The sequence below is a fragment of the Streptomyces malaysiensis subsp. malaysiensis genome, assembly GCF_040653035.1.
In the GTDB taxonomy this organism is placed as follows: domain Bacteria; phylum Actinomycetota; class Actinomycetes; order Streptomycetales; family Streptomycetaceae; genus Streptomyces; species Streptomyces malaysiensis.
Genome location: NZ_JBEZNG010000013.1, coordinates 91,784 through 111,541, shown reverse-complemented (window position 1 = coordinate 111,541; position 19,758 = coordinate 91,784). Strand labels below are relative to the sequence as shown.

General features: G+C 72.4%; 11 protein-coding genes and 1 pseudogene. 7 read left to right on the top strand and 5 right to left on the bottom strand.

What is annotated here, in order from left to right; all coding sequences use genetic code 11:
* Positions 1 to 86: 86 nt before the first annotated feature.
* From AB0E24_RS25165 to AB0E24_RS25145, 5 genes are read right to left on the bottom strand one after another with little or no spacing between them, the layout of a single operon-like run.
* Complete coding sequence (locus AB0E24_RS25165) at positions 87 to 1,202, bottom strand: glycoside hydrolase family 99 protein (protein WP_206331687.1); 1,116 nt, start codon at positions 1,200 to 1,202, stop codon at positions 87 to 89.
* 41 nt (positions 1,203 to 1,243) lie between these two features.
* Complete coding sequence (locus AB0E24_RS25160) at positions 1,244 to 2,110, bottom strand: NAD-dependent epimerase/dehydratase family protein (protein WP_359380119.1); 867 nt, start codon at positions 2,108 to 2,110, stop codon at positions 1,244 to 1,246.
* A complete protein-coding gene (locus AB0E24_RS25155) occupies positions 2,107 to 2,985 on the bottom strand; it encodes a carbohydrate ABC transporter permease (protein ID WP_102933827.1) in 879 nt (292 codons plus the stop codon). The genes AB0E24_RS25160 and AB0E24_RS25155 overlap by 4 nt, the downstream gene beginning before the upstream one ends.
* Complete coding sequence (locus AB0E24_RS25150) at positions 2,982 to 3,965, bottom strand: carbohydrate ABC transporter permease (protein WP_359380114.1); 984 nt, start codon at positions 3,963 to 3,965, stop codon at positions 2,982 to 2,984. The genes AB0E24_RS25155 and AB0E24_RS25150 overlap by 4 nt, the downstream gene beginning before the upstream one ends.
* Entirely contained in the window at positions 3,962 to 5,287 is a 1,326-nt protein-coding gene (locus AB0E24_RS25145) for an ABC transporter substrate-binding protein (RefSeq protein ID WP_359380111.1), read from the bottom strand. The genes AB0E24_RS25150 and AB0E24_RS25145 overlap by 4 nt, the downstream gene beginning before the upstream one ends.
* Before the next feature lie 266 nt (positions 5,288 to 5,553).
* Between AB0E24_RS25145 and AB0E24_RS25140 the strand changes: the two genes are divergently transcribed.
* The 7 genes and pseudogenes from AB0E24_RS25140 (at position 5,554) to AB0E24_RS25110 (ending at position 19,739) form a co-directional block, all read left to right on the top strand.
* Entirely contained in the window at positions 5,554 to 6,348 is a 795-nt protein-coding gene (locus AB0E24_RS25140) for an IclR family transcriptional regulator (RefSeq protein ID WP_359380108.1), read from the top strand.
* A gap of 133 nt (positions 6,349 to 6,481) precedes the next feature.
* Positions 6,482 to 7,768, top strand: coding sequence for an enolase C-terminal domain-like protein (locus tag AB0E24_RS25135; RefSeq protein ID WP_359380106.1), 1,287 nt, complete (start codon positions 6,482 to 6,484; stop codon positions 7,766 to 7,768).
* Between the two features lie 321 nt (positions 7,769 to 8,089).
* A complete protein-coding gene (locus AB0E24_RS25130; protein WP_206331683.1) occupies positions 8,090 to 10,549 on the top strand; it encodes a PQQ-dependent sugar dehydrogenase in 2,460 nt (819 codons plus the stop codon).
* A 325-nt stretch (positions 10,550 to 10,874) separates the two neighbouring features.
* Positions 10,875 to 13,991, top strand: coding sequence for an alpha-mannosidase (locus tag AB0E24_RS25125; protein ID WP_359380102.1), 3,117 nt, complete (start codon positions 10,875 to 10,877; stop codon positions 13,989 to 13,991).
* The gene (locus tag AB0E24_RS25120; protein WP_232564337.1) at positions 13,988 to 16,219 is read left to right on the top strand and encodes an ROK family protein; all 2,232 of its coding nucleotides are present in this window, start codon (positions 13,988 to 13,990) and stop codon (positions 16,217 to 16,219) included. Before AB0E24_RS25125 ends, AB0E24_RS25120 begins: the two co-directional genes overlap by 4 nt.
* Before the next feature lie 249 nt (positions 16,220 to 16,468).
* Positions 16,469 to 17,221, top strand: a pseudogene (locus tag AB0E24_RS25115) (ThuA domain-containing protein); the annotation flags it as partial.
* A 130-nt stretch (positions 17,222 to 17,351) separates the two neighbouring features.
* A complete protein-coding gene (locus AB0E24_RS25110) occupies positions 17,352 to 19,739 on the top strand; it encodes a glycoside hydrolase family 95 protein (protein WP_435865320.1) in 2,388 nt (795 codons plus the stop codon).
* The last annotated feature ends 19 nt before the right edge of the window (positions 19,740 to 19,758 follow it).

Genomic DNA, 19,758 nt, shown 5'->3' with positions numbered 1-19,758 from the left:
CGGCGGGTCCACCCGCGCAGCGAGTGCCCGGGGGCGCCCCCGGGCCCGACGGCCCGACGACGGCTCGGCGCGGGCCCGGCAACGGCTCAGCGGCGGCGCGCCGCCTCGAAGCGGCCCACCCAGTACGCGGTGCGGTCGACATACGCCGTCTCGGCCTCGCGGCCCGTCCTCCCGTACGCCCCGCCATAGGTCCGGTAGCTCAGCGCCGTGGGCGGGGTGGCGGTGGCGGGCTCGATCTGGCTGCCCTCGTGCCACTCGTTGAACGAGGTGATCGAGACCCAGGTGGGCGGGCCCCCGTTGGCCGGGGAGAGGGCGTTGTTCCACTCCAGGTCGTAGGTGGCGCCGTTGTCGCGCTCCAGGGTGGGCGTGGTGTTGCCGGGCACGGCGCGGTCGTCGATGTAGCCGGGGCCGATGGAGGGTGCCCAGACCATGCCGTGGTCGCGGCAGTACGCGGCCGGGCCGGCCCACTGCGGATTGTTGCCGGCCGCGATGGCGTCGTAGGTGTACATGCCGCCGAAGTGCGCGACCTTCGACACATCCGTGGTCTGGGCGAGCACGATGGCGCGGTCGGCCACCTGGTCCAGCGGGGTCCAGTCGACGATCCGCAGGGATTCGAAGACGTAGTACGCGCCGCGGTCGCCGTGTGCGGTGTCCCGGTAGAAGGCGGGGTGGCCGCCGTACCGCTGGATGAGATAGCCGATGTCGTCCACCACGGACTGCGCGGTGCGGCCCGCGTACGGCTCGATGTGCCAGGCCACCTTCAGCCCGCGGGCCGCCGCCGCGTCCAGGATCAGCGGCACCCGCTGATCCTCGTAACCGCCCCGCCCCCACCAGCTGGTGACCAGCACCCCGGTACGGGCCTGGGCCATCCAGCCCATATGGCGGTCGACCACGGCGCGGTCCCCGGAGTCGTAGGCGCCGGCCGCCGGGTAGAAGTCGGAGCCGATCCGGTCGGGCGGGGTGAGGCCGCCCTGCTCCCAGTGGCGCCATGAGCCGTTGACCTGCGGGCTGCCGTACCAGGGGTAGTAGAAGATGTGCACGTCCGGCGAGGGTGCGAGCCGGGCGGTGGCGGGTGACCCGGAGCCGGCGGGCGCGGCGGCGGCCGCCCGGCCGCCCGCGGCGGCGAGTGCGCCGGCGCCCAGGGCGCCCGCGGCCGTGCGGGTCAGAAAGGTCCGGCGGGTGGTGCCGGGGCTCTGTGCCATCTCACGTTCCTTCCATGGGGGAGGAGCACCGTGGAGCCCCGTCAGCGGGGACCCTCGGTGACGGCGTCGGTGGTACGCCAGCGGTGGGCGGGGGTGAAGCCCAGCAGCCGGGCGCAGCGCGAGGTGTCGTACAGCCCCGCGAAGCGGGACAGTGGCGCGACGATGTCGGCGGTCGGGTGGTAGCGGGCGAGCAGTTCGGCGGTGGGGATGTCCGATGAGGTGTCGGGGGCCGCCACGTACAGCACATGGCTGCCGTGCGTCTCGGCGGCGAGCGCGGCTCGTATCGCGGTGGCGGCGTCGCGGGTGTCCAGCCACCCCCACAGGTCGCTCGCGTGGTGGCCGGGATCCGCGCGTACGGCGGCCAGTTGGCGGGTCAGCCGCGGGCCGGTGCCGGTGAAGGGGAAGCGCAGACAGATGGTGTCGATGCCCCACCGCCGGTGGGTGCCCTCGGCGACCTGCTCGAGGACCAGCTTGGAGAGCCCGTACGGGTCCTCGGCGAGCGTGGGGTGCGACTCGTCGACCGGCACATGGCCGGGTGAGCGCGGGTGGGCGGACCACGCAAGTCCCAGCGCGCCGATGCTGGAGGCGGCCACCACCCGGCGCACCCCGGCGCGCCCGGCCTCGTCCAGCGCCAGGAAGGCGGTGTGGCAGTTGGCGGTGAACTGGCCCGCCGGATCGCGGGTGTCGGGGTGCGGGATCGCCGCGAGGTGGACGAGCGCCTCCACTCCGCGCAGGGCCTCCCGCACCAGCTCGCGGTCGCGCAGGTCCCCGGCCAGGCTCCGTGCCAGGCGCGGGTCGTGGACGGGGTTCCGGTCGGTGGCGGTCACACGGTGGCCGTGGCTCAGCAGGTCGTCGACCACCAGGCGCCCGATATGGCCCGCGGCGCCGGTCACCAGAACGTGGGTCATCCCTTCACCGCCCCGACGAGTCCGTTCACGAAGTACCGCTGAAGTGCGAGGAAGAGCAGGATCACGGGGATCACCACGATCAGGGCTCCGGCCATGAGGTTGTTGTAGTGGGGCACGTTCTGCGCGGAGAGCTGCTGAAGGCCGAGGGAGAGCGTGTACGCGGACTCGTCGTTGAGCGAGACCTTGGTGAGCAGATACTCGTTCCAGGTCGGGATCGCCGTCAGCAGCGCCACGGTGATCAGCGCGGGCCGGGCGAGCGGCAGATGGACGCGGGCGAAGATATGCGCCTCCCCTGCCCCGTCGACCCTGGCCGAGTCCCGCAGCTCCTTGGGAACGGCCCTGAAGGCGCCGGTCAGCAGCATCACCGAAAGCGGCGCGGTGCCGTTGACGAACGGCAGGACGAGACCGTAATGCGTGCCGAGGACGCCGAGGTTGTGCTCCAGCAGGATGATCGGCAGCAGCACCGTCACACCGGGGACGAACAGCAGCGCCACGAAGAGGCGGTACAGCCAGTCGCGGCCCGGGAAGCGCAGCACCGCGAAGGCGTATCCGGCGGCGGCGTAGATCAGCAGTGTCAGCACCACGGTCAGGGCGGTGACCTTGAGGCTGTTCAGGAAGTAGTCGAAGAAGTGCAGCCGGTTCCAGGTGTCGGTGAGGGTGTGCAGCGTGGGGTGCTCGGGGATGAGATGGCCGCCGCGCACCACCTCGAACTGGTCCTTGAAGGCGCCCGACACCATCCACAGGAACGGATACAGGCTCACCAGGGCGTACGCGGCCAGCGGCACACCGATCAGGACGCGGGCGCCGATCCGGCGGGCGGTGGCGGGGGGCTTGGCGCCCGTGGCCGAAGGGGCCGGGGCGGGGAGGGTCGTCATACGCGGCTCCGCAGTGCTCGCAGGTTGATCAGGGCCAGCAGGATGGCGACGGCGAAGAGCAGCCAGCCCAGGGCGCTGGCGAGGCCGAGGGTGGGGGCGAACTTGGAGAGGAAGGCCAGCCGGTACGTCTCCAGGCCGAGGACGTTGGTATGGGTGCCGGGGCCGCCGTTCGTCATGATCAGGAAGGTCTGGAATCCGTGCAGGGCGGATCGGAGGGTGAGCAGCACGACGATGGCGGTGATGGGGCGCAGCAGCGGCCAGACCACCGCTGCCTGGACGCGCCACCAGCCAGCGCCGTCCAGTTCGGCCGCCTCCAGCAGACCGCGGTCGATGGTCTGGAGCCCGGTCAGATACATCAGCATCGCCACCGGGACCTCGGTCCACACGGTCACCACGATCATGGTGGGCAGGGCGGTGGCGGGGTTGCCGAGAAAGCCCTGCGGCTCCTGCAAGGAGCCGAGCCCCAGGACGCCCAGCAGATAGTTGACCGCGCCGTCCGGCTGGAGGATGTACTGCCAGGCGTAGAACACGGCGATGCCGGAGGTGACGTACGGCAGGAAGTAGACCGAACGCAGCACCGCCTGCGCCCGCTTGACCCTGTCCAGGGCGACGGCCAGCGGGAAGGACACGGCGATCGTGAGCACGGGCACGGCGATCATGACGTACAGGGTGTTGACGGCCGCCTCGCGCACCCGCGGCGCGTAGACCGGGTCGCGCCACAGCAGATCGGCGTAGTTGTCCAGGCCCACCCAGTCCCAGTGCGGGGCGAAGCCGTTCCAGCGGGCGAAGCCGAGCAGAAAGCCGTAGCCCACGGTGTACAGGCCCATCACGGCGAAGAGGATCACCGCGGGGGCGATGAACAGATAGCCGGTGAGGGCTTCGCGTCCCCGGCCGCCGGGCGCCGTCGTGCGGCGGGAGCGCCGGGTGGCCGCGGCGGCGGCCCGGGGCGCGGAGGCGGGAGGTGTGCCGACGGCCGTCACTTCGCCGCCTTCCAGTAGGACTCGAGGAGTCTGCGCAGCCGGAGGCCGGTTCGGGCGGGGTCGGTCTGGCGCAGGGGAGACATGTCGATGAGGGGCGCGCCCGCCTCGTCCATGTCGAGCGTCGGGGGCCGGAAGCTGGTGTCGTACGGGTTGTAGGTGTTCTCCGGGGTGCCCTTGAACGTCTCCATCAGCCGGGCGAGGTTCGGGCCGAGGACATCGGCGGCCTCGGCGCCCAGTTCGGTCGCGGACAGATCGGAGGCGGCCTTGGAGAACCTGGCGGCGATGTCCGGTTCGGAGAGGAACCGCATCCATCTTTTGGCCTGGTCCTCGCGGGGGCTCGAACCGTTCAGGGCGAGGCCGGTCAGCGCGATCGGGCCGAGTGCGAGGTCCTTGACGGTGCCCCGCGCGGGCGCGGGCAGGCCGAAGGCGAGGATGTCGTCGGCCTTCATCCCGGCCTCCTGGAGAAAGGCCAGGGTGAAGGTGCCGCCGACGTCGAAGGCCGACTTGCCCTGGGCGAATGCCTGGTCGGCGTCGTCGATGGTGAGGGTCTGGGTGCCGGGCATCCAGTACGGGGTCAGCTGGTCGTACGCCGTGAGGACCTCGGTGCCGTTCGGCGAGCCCCAGTCGGCGGACTTCTCCCGGCCGTACAGGGCCTCGTAGCCGTCCTTGCCGAGCTGGGCGAAGGCGAGCGGCTGGCCGATCCAGTTCAGGCCGGTCGACGGCACCTTGAGGCCCAGGCTCAGCCCGCCGGTCCGCGGCTCCTTCGCCTTCGTCTTCTTCAGATCGGCGATGAACTCCTCCCAGGTGGCGGGGGGCCGGGTGATCCCGGCGGCGGCCAGCTTGGCCTTGTTGGCGTAGACGATCCCGAAGGTGCCGATGGTGAACGGCAGGCTGTAGCGCGCGCCCTTCTTCGCCCCATGGCTCGTGGAGGTCACCGGCAGCGACTGGTCGTACTTGTCCTGGGTGACCGTGCCGGACTGGCGCACGGCCGGGTTGAAGCGGTTGTTCCAGCTCGCCGGGATCTGGCCGCGCAGGTCCTCGACGATGCCCGCGGCCCCGTAGACGAAGTCCTCGCCGTCGGAGTGGACTTCGAAGACATCCGGCAGATCGCCCGTCATGGCCGAGCTCTGGACCTTGATGCTGTAGGCGTCCTCGGGGGTGTACGCCTGGATCGCGACCTGGATACCGGTCTTCCGCTCGAACTCCGCGGCGGCGGCGCGCAACCCCGCTACATGCGACTGCTTGAACGTCCACATCGTCAGGGCCGATGAGTCGGCCCCCGACGCGCTGCCGCAGCCGCTCAGCGCCGAGGCCGAGAGCACGGCGGCGAGACCGAGCGCCGCGAGCCGGGCGCGCCGCCGCGGTGGGGAGGAACGTCCCGAAGGAGGCGGGGAGGAACTTCCCGAGAAAGGAGAAACAGGATAACTGGTATGCATACGAGCCCCCGCCTCGCACCTAAGCGTTCAGAAGACCGAATGGCGTTGGAGTAACGGAACATAGGCTTACCGTGATATAGCGTCAAGACGAGCTACGTAAGTTGTCGGGGACCGGGGCCAGCGGGGCGCCGGGCCGGGGAGCGGAGGCTGGCGTGGAATCGGTGTCGGGAGCAGCGCGGATCCGGCGTCACGAGGACGTCAAGTCCGCGGCGCGCGTCCTGGAAGTGCTCGAACTCCTGGGTGCCGAGGGCGCCCGGCTCTCGCTCGCGGACATGGCGAGCACCCTGGCCGTGCCCAAGAGCAGCCTGCACGCCGTGTTGCGCACCATGGAGTCCCGCCGCTGGGTGGAGACGGACCCCTCGGGAACGCTGTACAGCCTCGGTCTCAAGGCGCTGCTGACCGGCACGGCCTATCTGGAGAGCGATGACCTCGCCGGGATCGCGGGCCCCGTGCTCGACCTGCTGGCCGAGGAGACGGGCGAGGCCGTCCACATCGGGCGGCTGGACGATACCGACGTCGTCTACCTGGCCAAACGCGAATCCCGGCATGCCCTGCGGATGTACTCGGCGGTTGGCCGCCGGCTCCCGGCGCATGCCACCGCGCTCGGCAAGGCGATCCTGTCCCAGTACGACGAGGCGGAGGTGCAGCGCAGGCTCAACTGGCCGTTGCCGGCCCTCACCCCGAGCACCGTCACCGACCCGGACGAGCTGCTCGCCCAGCTCGCCGAGAGCCGTAAGCGCGGCTGGGCGGTGGACGAGGGCGAGAGTTCGGTGGACATCCGCTGTGTGGCCGTCCCGCTCGGCACCGGGCACGGCGGGGGCGACGCGATCAGCTGCTCGGCGCCCCGTATCCGGATGGACGATGCCCGGCTGAGCGAGATCGCCGCCCAAGTCACCGAGGCCGCCCACTCGTTGCGGACCCTGCTGAGGCGCCTCGGCGAGCACTGAGCCCCGCGCCCGTCGCACGCCCCTGGGCCGGCCCCTGTCCCGGTCCGTATCCCGGCACGGTCATTGACACCGCTCCTGAACCCTCTTTACGTTCGAATGGACGATCGCCATTCGGCTACTGGAATGGGAGCGCATGTCCGCACCCCATGAGCCGCACCTCCCGCTGGCCCAGGCCCCCTGGGTGGAGGAGCGCGGTGACAGGCTCCGCATCACCGCCGTACGCACCTTCCTGACGGCACCGCAGGGCTGCCCGCACCTCATCGTGCGGGTCGAGACCAACGACCCCGGGCTGTACGGCCTCGGATGCGCCAGCGACCCCCAGCGCACACTGGCCGTCCGCAGCGTGATCGACGACTATCTCGCACCGCTGCTGCGCGGCCGCGACCCCGGCGACATCGAGGACCTGCACCGTCTGATCCTCAACAGCGCCTACTGGCGCGGCGGTTCGATCACCGGCAACGCCCTCGGCGGTATCGACGTCGCCCTGTGGGACCTCAAGGCCAAGCGGCTCGGCGCCCCGCTCCACGCACTCCTCGGCGGCCGCTTCCGGCACCGCGCCACCGCCTACACCCATGTGGACGGCCGGGACGCCGAGGAGCTCGCCGACAAGGTGGCCGCCGCGCGCGAGCGGGGCTTCGGACACGTCCGGATCCAGTCCGCCGTCCCCGGCTCCGACACCTACGGCGCGGCGCCGTCCGGTGCCGCGGAGGCGCGGGCCCGCCATGAGCGCTCCGGCCGCTGGGACAGCGCCGCCTATCTGCGCGGGGTGCCCCCGGTGCTGTGCCGCACCCGCGAACTGGTCGGCGACGACGTCGAGTTGCTGCATGACGCGCATGAGCGCCTCGATCCGCGTCAGGCCGGGGAGTTCCTGCGCCGGGTGGCGGACGCCGGGCTGTACTTCGTGGAGGACGTGCTCGCCCCGGAGGACGCCGCGCACTTCGCCCGGCTGCGCGCCGCGTCCCCGGTCCCGCTCGCGATGGGCGAGCTGTTCAGCGATGTCACCCAGTTCCTGCCGCTGCTGGCAGGACCGGTGATCGACTTCGCGCGGATCCGGATCCCCACGATCGGCGGCCTCACCCCGGCCCGTAAGCTGGCCGCCGCCTGTGAGCTGTACGGCGTCCGGCTCGCCCCGCACGGGCCGGGCGATGTCAGCCCGCTCGCACAGGCGGCCACCATCGCCCTGGACATCTCCAGCCCCGCCTTCGGCGTCCAGGAGGCGGCGACCTTCCGCGAACCGGTTCATGAGGTCTTCCCCGGGACGATCGTGCCGCACCTGGGGGCGATGGAGCCCCATGAGACCCCGGGGCTCGGCGTCGACTTCGATGAGATCGCCGCGCGCCGGTATCCGGTGCCCGAGCCCCTGGCCCATGACCGCTGGGCCCTGCTGCGGACCGTCGACGGAAGCGTGCAGAGGCCATGAGACCGAACGCCGCCACCGAGGGCCGGGCCGGTCACCGGCACGCGCGGATCCGCCACCGGGGCACGGGACGGCCCTTCGCCCCGGCCTTCACCACGCCACCCAGGAGAGCACCCCGCTCCCGGGCGGCACCCCCTGTTTCCGTCCCGAACCCGCGCCCTTCGTCAACGAGTTGTCCACGTTGGCGGGGCGCGGCCAGGGGCGGGGTCGAGTACGGGCACAAGGGTCCCCTCCACCCTGCCGAAGGCCCGTACCGCGGCGCGGCGGCGCGCGCCTGTGCTCAGCACGTCCGCGAGTATCCCCCACCGCATACGGAGGACTTCCGTGCACAGGAAACGCCTGAGACTGCGCAGATCCCTCGCGCTGTTCGCCGGAACGCTGCTCACCGGAGCCACCCTGACGCTCACGGCCCCGGCGGCGGACGCTCAGCCCGACCCCGGCCGCAAGGCCGCCGCCCCCGTGTTCCAGCAGGTCACCCTCGCCAAGGGAGTGGCCGAGACGGGCGAGCCGATGTCGCTTGCCGTGCTGCCCGACCGCTCGGTGCTGCACACCTCGCGCGATGGCACCCTGCGGCTGACCGACGCCGCCGGCACCACCAAGGTCGCCGGCACCCTGCCCGTCTACAGCCATGACGAGGAGGGGCTCCAGGGCGTCGGGGTCGACCCGGGCTTCAGCGCCAACCGCTTCATCTACCTCTACTACGCACCGCCGCTGAACACCCCCGCGGGTGACGCCCCGGAGAACGGCACGGCCGCGGACTTCACCAGGTTCGACGGCGTCAACCGGCTCTCCCGCTTCGTGCTCAAGACCGACGGCACCCTGGACCGGGCCAGCGAGAAGACGGTGCTGGAGGTCAAGACCTCCCGCGGTATGTGCTGCCACGTCGGCGGCGACATCGACTTCGACGCCCAGGGCAATCTGTACCTGTCGACCGGCGACGACTCCAACCCCTTCGCCTCCGACGGCTACACCCCCATCGACGAGCGGGCGAGCCGCAACCCGGCCTTCGACGCCCAGCGCAGCGCGGGCAACACCAACGACCTGCGCGGCAAGATCCTGCGCATCAAGGTCAAGGCGGACGGGTCGTACGACATCCCGGCGGGCAACCTCTTCGCCCCCGGCACCGCCAGGACGCGCCCCGAGATCTACGCGATGGGCTTCCGCAACCCGTTCCGGATGAGCGTCGACAAGGCCACCGGTGTGGTGTACGTGGGTGACTACGGGCCCGACGCGGGCAACGCCAGCTCCACCCGCGGCCCGCAGGGCATGGTGGAGTTCGCCCGGGTCACCAAGGCGGGCAACTTCGGCTGGCCCTACTGCGTCGGCAAGAACCAGCCGTACATCGACTTCGACTTCGCCACCGGCGCCTCCGGCTCCGCCTTCAACTGCGCCGCGCCGAAGAACACCTCGCCCAACAACACCGGCATCACCGATCTGCCCCCGGCCCAGCCGGCCTGGATCCCCTACGACGGCGGATCCGTGCCCGAGTTCGGCTCCGGCTCCGAATCCCCGATGGCCGGACCGGTCTACCGCTACGACGCCAACCTCAACTCGCCGGTGAAGTTCCCGCAGGAGTACGACGGCGACTTCTTCGCCGGGGAGTTCGGCCGCAAGTGGATCAAGCGGATCGACCAGGGCACGGACGGCACGGTCGCCTCCATCAACGCCTTCCCCTGGACCGGCACCCAGGTGATGGACATGGCCTTCGGCCCGGACGGCGCGCTGTACGTCCTGGACTACGGCACCGGATGGGGCGCGGGCGACGCCAACTCGGCGCTGTACCGCATCGAGAACGTGGTCGGAGGCCGGGCCCCGGTCGCCCAGGCGGCGGGCGACCGGATCTCGGGGCAGGCGCCCCTGCGGGTCGCCTTCTCCTCGGCGGGCTCCAGTGACCCCGACGGCGACGCCATCAGCTACAGCTGGGACTTCGGCGACGGCGGGAAGTCCACCGAGGCCAATCCGGCGCACACCTACACCGCCAACGGCACCTACACCGCCACCCTCACCGCCAGGGATCCCGGCGGGCTGACCGGCACGGCGAGCGTCCACATCACCGTCGGCAACACGGCGCCGACGGTCACCCTGGAACTCCCCGGTGACGGCCGGCTGTTCACCTTCGGCGACAAGGTGCCCTACCGGATCAAGGTCAGCGATCCGGAGGACGGGGCCGTCGACTGCTCCAAGGTGAAGATCACCCACCTGCTCGGGCACGACAGCCATGCCCATCCGATCACCTCCGCCACCGGCTGTGAGGGCACCCTCCAGACCCTGGCGGACGGCGAACACGACGAGAACGCCAATATCTTCGGGGTCTTCGACGCCGAATACACCGACAAGGGAGCGGGCGGCCAGCCCCCGCTGACCACCCACACCCAGCATGTCGCCCAGCCCAAGCACCGTCAGGCCGAGCACTACACCGCCTTCCAGGGCATCGAGCAGGCCAGCCACTCCACGGCGCACGGCGGCAAGACGGTCGGCTTCACCGACAACGGTGACTGGATCTCCTTCAAGCCCTACCTCCTCGACAACGCCACCAAGCTGACGGCCCGCATCTCCTCCGGCGGGCCCGGCGGCACCATCGAGGTCCGTGCGGGCAGCCCGACCGGGACGCTGCTGGGAACCGCGACCGTGCCCGGCACCGGTGGCTGGGAGAACTTCCAGGACGTGAGCGCCACGCTCGGCGGCGCCCCCTCGGGGACGACCACGCTCTACCTCGTCTTCAAGGGCGTCACCGGCCAGGGCAACCTCTTCGACCTGGACGACTTCACCTTCACCACCGGCTGAGCCGGGACGAGCCCGGGCCGCGCCGGAGGACCCGAGGGGACCCTCCGGACGGCCCGCGCGGCGGGGAGGAGAACGCCGACTCCTCCCCGCCGCATTTCTGCCCCCGATGTCAATTCTCTTTATTGACACAGTCGATGGAAAGCCGCTTATTTTCCTCCTGACAGAGCGTCGAACCGCTTCTTTTGCCGAGTAAAACAGCAGGTCGAAGGGGCGGTTCAAAGCCGTGCTCCGGTATTTCAGCCGAAGCGTTGACGTGATAACACACATGGTTTTACATAAACGTCACGCGCACTTTCCCGGAGGTAAGCAGGAGGAACGGCCGACCATGCACGACGACCGCCACACCGTGGAAGAGCGCATCGCGAAGTTCATCGCCGAGCGCCTGCGCCCGGCGCTCCACAGCGACCGCGTCCCCCTGGAGGTCGCCGCCTGGCACATCCCCGGGGAGCCGGTGCCGGTGGCCGACGCGCTGCGCGCCGAGTACCGCCCGTTCATCACCGGCGGCAGCTGGGGCGGCCCCTGGTCGACCACCTGGTTCCGGACCACCGCGACCATTCCCGAGCGCTGGGCGGGCCGCCGGGTCGAGGCCCTGTTCGACCTCGGCTTCGACCTCTCCCACGGCCCCGGTGGCCAGGCCGAGGGCCTGGTCCACACCGCCGACGGCACCCCGCTCCAGGGCCTGCACCCCCACAACCGCTCGGTGCCGCTGACCCCCCGCGCCATCGGCGGCGAGAGCGTGTGCCTCCTGGTCGAGGCCGCCGCCAACCCGCCCATCGCGGTAGCCACCGGCATCGGCACCCACTACGGCCACCGGCTCACCGCGGGCGAGGAGGAGCTGTACCGGCTGCGCCGCGCCGACCTCGTGGTCCGCGAGGAGGACATCTGGCAGCTCCTCCACGACATGGAGGTGCTGGACGAGCTGATGCGCGAACTGCCCCTCGGGCTGCCGCGCAGACACGAGATCCTGCGCGCCCTCCAGCGGGCCGTGGACAGCGTGCCCCCGCGCCGTATCGCCGCGGGCGCCGCGGCCGCCCGCGAGATCCTGCGCCCGCTCCTGGACCGGCGGGCCCATGACTCCGCGCACACCATCGCCGCCGTCGGACACGCCCACATCGGCTCCGGGTGGCTGTGGCCGCCGCGCGAGAGCGTGCGCAAGTGCGCCCGGACGTTCTCCAGCGTGGCCGCGCTGGCCGAGGAGTATCCCGAGCTGGTCTTCGCATGCTCCTCCGCGCAGAGTTACGCGTGGATGCGCGACCACCAGCCGTATGTCTTCGAGCGGATCAAGAAGGCCGTCGCCGACGGCAACTGGGCGCCGGTGGGCGGCATGTGGGTCGAGGCCGACGGCAATCTGCCCGGCGGCGAGGCACTGGCGCGCCAACTGGTCCACGGCCGCCGCTTCTTCTCCCAGGAGCTCGGCGTGGAGACCGACGGCGTCTGGCTGCCCGGCGCCTTCGGCTGCACCGCGGCCTACCCTCAGCTGGCCGCGCTCGCGGGCGCCCGCTGGTTCCTCACCCGGAAGCCGTCGTGGCACGAGACCGGCCGGCCGCCCCACCACACCTTCTGGTGGGAGGGGATCGACGGCACCCGGATCTTCACCCACTCCCCGCCCGTGGACGACAACGCCGCCCTGTCCGGCGCCGAACTGGCCCACGCCGTCGCCCGTTACGCCGACAAGGGCGGCTCCACCCGCTCGCTGGCCCCCTTCGGCTTCGGTGACGGCGGGGGAGGGCCCACCCGCGAGATGCTGGAGAAGGCCCGCCGCCTGGCCGACCTCGAAGGCTCCCCGCGGGTCCGGGTCGGGACGCCGTCGGACTTCTTCCGCGAGGCCCGCGAGGAGTACCCCGACGCGCCGGTGTGGCGCGGTGAACTGCACTTGGAGCCCCACCGCGGCACCTACACCAGCCAGGCCCGCACCAAGCGCGGCAACCGGCGCGGCGAGGCCCTGCTGCGCGAGGCCGAGCTGTGGGCGGCCACCGCCGCCGTCCGCACCGGCGAGCCCTATCCGTACGAGACGCTCGACGCGCTGTGGAAGCAGGTGCTGCTCCACCAGATCCACGACATACTCCCCGGCATCTCCATCTCCTGGGTCCACCAGCAGGCCGAGCAGACCTACCGCGCCATCCACCGAAGCCTGGAGCGGATCGTGGCCGCGGCCGCCGGCCACCCGGACCCCGCGGAGCCGCTCGCCGTCCTCAACGCGGCCCCCCACGCCCGGCGCGAGGTCGTACCCCTCGATGAGCCGCCCGCCGCGGGCGGCCCGGTGCAGAAGCTCTCCGACGGCCGGTACGCCGTACTCGCCCAGGCCCCCGCGCTCGGCGCCGCCGCGCTCGGCACCGGAAGCGCCGACACCGCCGACCGGCCGACGGTCACCGCCCGTCCCGCGGACGGTGGCGGATACGTCCTGGACAACGGCGCGCTGACGGTGCGTATCGACGCCGACGGGCTGGTCCGGTCCGCCTACGACCACGCCTGCCGCAGAGAGGCCATCGCACCCGGTGGCGCCGGAAACCTGCTCCAGCTCCACCCCGACGATCCGGTGCGCTTCAGCGCCCGGAACCTGGACGCCCAGTACCGCGACGCCCATCGCGACCTGGACACCGCCACCGCCGTCCGGCTCGAGGACGAGGGTCCGCTGCTGGCCCGGGTCCGCGTGGAGCGCACCACCGGCCGGTCCGTGGTCGTGCAGCGCCTCGGCCTGGCCGCGGGCAGCCGGATCCTGGAGGTGGACACGGACATCGACTGGCGGGAGGAGGACACCGTCCTCAAGGCCGCCTGGCCCCTGGACGTACACGCCGAACGCGCCGCGTCCGAGATCCAGTTCGGCCATGTCGAGCGGCCCACCCACGAGAACACCAGCTGGGACGCCGCCCGCTTCGAGGCATGGGCGCACCGCTGGATCCACGTCGGCGAACACGGCTGGGGCGCGGCCCTGCTCACCGACTCCACCTACGGGCACGACGTCGGCCGCCGCACCCGCGAGGACGGCGGAACGACCACGACCCTCCGGCTCACCCTGCTGCGCGGCCCCCACAGCCCCGACCCGCACGCCGACCGGGGCCGCCACCGCTTCCGCTACGCGCTGTGCCCCGGCGCCGACATCGGCGACGCCGTGGCCGGGGGCTACGCGTTCGGCCTCCCGCTGCGCCCGGCCACCACCCGGCTCACCGGACCGCCGCTGGTCGCGGTGGGCGATCCGGCCGTCGTGGTGGAGGCGGTCAAGCTCGCCGACGACCGCTCCGGCGATGTCGTGGTCCGGCTCTACGAGTCGAGGGGCGGCCGGGTCCGCACCTCCCTCGCCGCCGGTTTCGCCGTCGCACGCGCGCAGGTGACCGACCTCCTGGAGAACCCCACGGGCGAACTGCCGCACACCGACGGCGTGCTGGACCTCGAGTTGCGCCCGTTCCAGATCCTGACCCTCCGGCTGGCGCGCGGGGCGTCGTGAACCCGCCCCGCCAGGACACCGCGGGCCTGCCCGAGGAGGACCACAGGCTGCTCCGGAACTGGGTGGCGGAGGGCGGCCCGCGCGCCACCCGCGCCGCTGTCGTCCTCCTCGCCTCCCAGGGGCTGCGCAACGCAGAGATCGCCCGGCGGCTGGAGGTCTCCCGGCAGACCGTGGGCCACTGGCGGCAGCGCTTCGACACCTCCGGCATGGAGGGCCTGCGCGAGCGCCCCCGCCCCGGGCGGCCCAGCATCATCGACGAGGCCGAGGTCATCACCCGTACGGTCCTGGCGCCCGACGGCAGCGGCGCCTCCCGCGCGGTCGCCCGCGAACTCGGCTACAGCCACGCGGCCGTCGCCGCCATCCGCCAGCGCTGGCGGGTCACGCCCGGCAACGCCACCGTCCCCGTCGTGCCCACCCGGCCCCCGCTCCCGGAGGCCGAGGTGTGGGTCCTCGGCCTGTACCTCGACACCCATCGGGCACTGCTGCTCGTCGGCACCAGCCCGGCCGCCGACGAGCGGCACCGCGGCGCCTCGCCCGGCGCCGATGTCATCGCCGCGGTGGACGCCGCCGTGGAGGCCGCGCTGAAGGTCCCGCCGTCCCCGGCGCCGGGGGAGGGGCGCGGCCAGGACCGGCTGACCGGGTATCTGGACGAGGCCCGGCGCCGCCACCCGGGCGCCTCCCTGCACGCCATCACCCTGTGGGACACCGGGGAGGGCGGGCCGCAGGCCGAGCGGTGCGCCCGGGGCGGGGTGGTGCACCACGCCCTTCCGGTGCGCACCACCTGGCGCACCTTCCTGCGGGCCGTGGTCGGGCTGGACTCCACCCGGCACCCGGAGTCCTCGCACCGCGTCTACCTCGACCTGGCCGCCGCCCTCACCCGCTACGCGGACCGGCCCGGCACCGCCCGCGAGCGGCAGCCCGTGCGCTGGCTCCGGGAACCCATCGCCACCCACTTCGCCGACGCCTCCCGAGCCGACACCGACCAGCGCCGGGAGTCCTGGGGCGGCGCGAACCAGATCGACCTCGGCTCCTTCAACGAATGCGTGGTCATCGAGGCGGTACGGCTGGCCGGGACCATCACCCGCGGCGAGATCTCGCACCGCACCGGCCTCACCCAGCAGTCGGTCTCCCGGATCTCCCGCTCGCTGCTGCGCCGCGGCATCCTGGTGGAGGACGACCGGCGGCAGGCCACCTCCGGCAAACCGCGCACACCGGTGCGGCTGCGCGGCGACGCCGGCCACGCGCTGGGCATCCATGTCGACCCCGAGGTGCTGACGGCGGTCGTGGTCGACCTCGACGGCGCCATCGTGCGCAGCCGTACGGAACCCGTCGCGCAGACCGCGAGCCCGGACCAGCTCGTGGACCACATCGCCCGGCTGGGCCGGGGTGTGCTCTCCGCCGCCGGTGGCGCGGTGCGGCCCGGGGGATTCCTCGGCATCGGCGTGGCCACCCCCGGCCCCGTGGACGTGGCCTCCGGCACCGTCCTGGACCCGCCGCTGCTGTCGGTGTGGCGGGATGTGCCGCTGCTGTACATGCTCAAGGACCGCTTCCGCTGTCCCATCGTCATGGAGAAGGACTCCTCGGCCGCGGCCATCGGCGAGCGGTGGATCGGGCGCAACCGGCGCGCCCGCGACTTCGTGTACCTGTACCTGGGCACCGGGGTCGGCGCCGGGCTGTTCATCAACGGCGACATCCACCGCGGAGTCAGCGCCAACGCGGGGGAGTTCGGTCAGCTGTGTGCCGTCGCCCTGGAACGGGTCGACGCGGACGGCAGACCGGAGATCCTGCCCGAGTGCAATCCGCCGGTGTCCATCCCCGAGACGGCCGCCCGGCTCGGCATGGCCCTCGGCCCGCGCGCCGCACACGACCCGCGCGGGGCCCACCGGGCGGTGAGCGCGGCCGCCGGGGCCGGCGATCCGGTCGCCGAGAAGGCCGTGCGCCAGGTCGCCGGGGCCATCGGCAGGGGTGCCCTGTCCCTGGTGGACCTGCTGGACATCGACCTGGTGGTGCTCGGCGGGCCGTTCTTCACCGATGGGGTCGCCGACCTCTACACCTCCGAGATCTCCCGTATCGTCAACGACTTCCCGACGGCCAGACGACTGCGCCGCGTCGATGTCGAACGGTCCGTGCTCAGCCGCGAGGCCGCCGCCGTCGGCGCCGCGTCGACCATCTTCCACGCCACGTTCACCCCGCGGCTCGCGGGCCGTCCCGCGCCCATGAGGCGGTGAACGAATGGCCGGACACGGGTTTTTGTCAACGGGCTTTGCAAAGTGGGGCCGACTCGGTACGGTCCCCTTACGCCCACGGACGCGGCTCCTCCCCTCACCATGGCTCGCATCCGTGCGGCGCCCTAGGCGCGACGGCGCGCGCCTGTGCCCAACCCCCTTTGAGAATCACACTTCTCCCGGAGGTTCCCCGTGCACAGGAAACGTCCCGATCTGCCCGCCACCGCCACCACCCCCGCCCCGCGCCGCTCCGTGATCAAGGCCGCGGCCGGTGCCGCCCTGCTCACCGGCGCGGCGAGCGCCCCCGCGTGGGCCACCCCCGTCCGCAAGCGGCCGAGAGCGGGCCGGGTGCTGGTGTTCTCCAAGACGGCGGGCTTCCGCCACGACTCCATCCCCGACGGCATCGCCACCGTCCGGCAACTGGGCTCCGAGGCCGGGTTCACCGTCGACGCCACCGAGGACGCCGCCGCCTTCACCCCCGGCAACCTCGCCCGGTACGCCGCGGTGGTCTTCCTGTCCACGACCGGAGATGTCCTCGACACCACCCGGCAGACGGCCTTCGAGGGCTATATCGCCGCGGGCGGCGGCTACGCGGGGGTGCACGCGGCCGCCGACACCGAGTACGACTGGCCCTTCTATGGCGGGCTGTGCGGTGCGTGGTTCCAGTCGCACCCGGCGATCCAGCAGGCCACGGTGAAGGTCGAGGACCACGCCCACCCGGCCACGGCCCACCTCGGGAACACCTGGGTCCGCACCGACGAGTGGTACAACTACCGCACCAACCCCCGCGGTACGGCCACCGTGCACGTACTCGCCGCGCTGGACGAGTCCTCGTACAGCGGCGGCACCATGAACGGCGATCACCCCATCTCCTGGTACCAGCAGTACAAGGGCGGCCGCGCCTTCTACACCGGCCTCGGCCACACCAAGGAGTCCTACGCCGAGCCCGCCTTCCGGCAGCACCTCCTCGGCGGCATCACCTACGCCATGGGCACCACCGCGGCCAGTCACGCCCGCTGACGCGCCACCCGGACCGCGGGAGACCCCGGCCGGGACGGCCGGACGGACCGAGGCAGACCCCCGACACCCCTTTCCTGGAGTCGCAGTGACCCCTGATGTGCCGCGCCGACACTTCATGGCCCTCGCCGCCACGACCACCACCGGCCTCGCGGCCGCCGGACTGCCCGCCGGGGCCGCCCACGCCGCGGCGCCCGGCGGCCCCAAGGCGGCGGACCGGCCGCTGGCGCTGTGGTACCGCAAGCCCGCCGCCGACTGGCTGAGCGCCCTGCCGCTGGGCAACGGGCGGCTCGGCGCGATGGTGTTCGGCGGTTCGGAGACCGAGCGGCTTCAGCTCAACGCGGACACCGTCTGGGCGGGCGGACCACATGAATACGACAACCGCAAGGGCCTCGCCGCCCTGCCCCGCATCCGGCAACTCGTCTTCGACGGAAAGTGGCCCGAGGCCGAGGCGCTCATCAACTCCGACTTCCTCGGCGTGCCGGGCGGTCAGGCCCAGTACCAGACCGTCGGCAGCCTCCTGCTGACCCTGCCGACGGCCGGTACGGTCTCCGCCTACCGGCGCGAGCTGGACCTGGACTCGGCGGTCGCCACCACCACCTACACCCGCGACGGGGTGACCTTCACCCGCGAGGCGTTCGCCAGCGCTCCCGACGGCGTCATCGTCGTCCGGCTCTCCGCGTCCAGGAAGGGCGCCCTGTCCTTCGGCGCCACGTTCGAGAGCCCGCTGCACACCTCCCTGTCCTCGCCGGACCCGCTCACCGCCGCGCTCGACGGGACCGGGGACGCCACGGGCGGGGTGAACGGCGCGGTGCGGTTCCGCGCCCTGGTGCGGGTGCTCGCCGAGGGCGGCAGCACCACCAGCGCGGGCGGGACCGTCACCGTCCGGGGAGCCGACGCGGCCACCGTCCTGGTCGCCATCGGCACCAGCTATGTGAACTGGGAGAACGCGGGCGGTGACGCGGCTGGCAAGGCGGCGGCGGACCTCAACCCGGCGGCCGGCCGCCCCCACGGCCAGCTGCGCGGCCGCCATGTCGACGACCACCGTGCGCTGTTCCGCCGTACCTCACTGGACGTGGGCACCAGCGACGCGGCGGCCCTGCCCACCGACGAACGCGTGGCCCGCTTCGCCTCCGGCGGCGACCCGCAACTGATCGAGCTGCACTTCCAGTACGGCCGCTATCTGCTCATCGCCGCGTCCCGCCCCGGCACCCAGCCGGCCAACCTCCAGGGCATCTGGAACGACCTGACGGGCCCGCCCTGGGGTTCGAAGTACACCATCAACATCAATACGGAGATGAACTACTGGCCGGCCGCCCCCGCCAACCTCCTGGAGTGCTGGGAGCCGGTCTTCGCCATGCTCGACGAGCTGGCCGTGGCCGGGCAGTCGACGGCGCGCACCCAGTACGGCGCCAACGGCTGGGTCACCCACCACAACACCGACGCCTGGCGCGGCACGGCGCCCGTGGACGGCGCCTTCTGGGGCATGTGGCCCATGGGCGGCGCCTGGCTGTCCATGGCCGTCTGGGAGCACTACCGGTACACCCGCGACACGGCGAAACTGCGGGCGCGCTACCCCGTACTCAAGGGCGCGGCCCAGTTCTTCCTCGACTCGCTGGTGACCGACCCGACCACCGGCGCGCTGGTCACCTGCCCCTCCGTCTCCCCGGAGAACGCCCACCACGGCGGGGGCGGCGGCTCGCTGTGCGCCGGGCCGACGATGGACATGCAGCTGCTGCGCGATCTGTTCGGCGCCGTGGCCTCGGCCGCCGACGTCCTCGGCACCGACGGCGGCTTCCGCGACCAGGTGCTCGCCGCGCGCGGACGGCTCGCGCCCATGAAGGTCGGCGCTCAGGGCCAGCTCCAGGAGTGGCAGCAGGACTGGGACGCGGGCGCCCCCGAGCAGCAGCACCGCCATGTCTCCCATCTGTACGGGCTGCATCCGAGCAACCAGATCAGCAGGACGCGCACCCCGGACCTCTTCGCCGCGGCGCGCACCTCCTTGGTGCGGCGCGGCGACGCGGGGACCGGATGGTCGCTCGCCTGGAAGATCAACTTCTGGGCGCGGCTCCAGGAGGGGGACCGTTCCCACAAGCTGCTCACCGATCTGCTCACCCCCGAGCGCACCGCCCCCAACCTCTTCGACCTGCACCCGCCGTTCCAGATCGACGGCAACTTCGGCGCCTGCGCCGGAGTGACCGAATGGCTGCTCCAGAGCCAGCACGACGAGCTCCACCTCCTGCCCGCCCTCCCGCCGAACCTGCCGAACGGCAGTGTGCGGGGCCTGCTGGCGCGGGGCGGTTTCGAGGCGGACGTCAGCTGGCAGGGCGGTGCGCTGAGCGAGGCGCGGCTGCGGGCCCGGGTCGCGGGTCCGGCGCGGCTGCGCACGGCGAAGGCCGTGCGGGTGACCTCGGGGGACGCGCCCGTCCCCACGACCCAGCCGGAGCCGGGTGTCACGGCCTTCACGGCCGAGGCGGGCGCCACGTATGTGGTGCGGCCCGCCTGAGACCGGGCTCAGCTGCCGG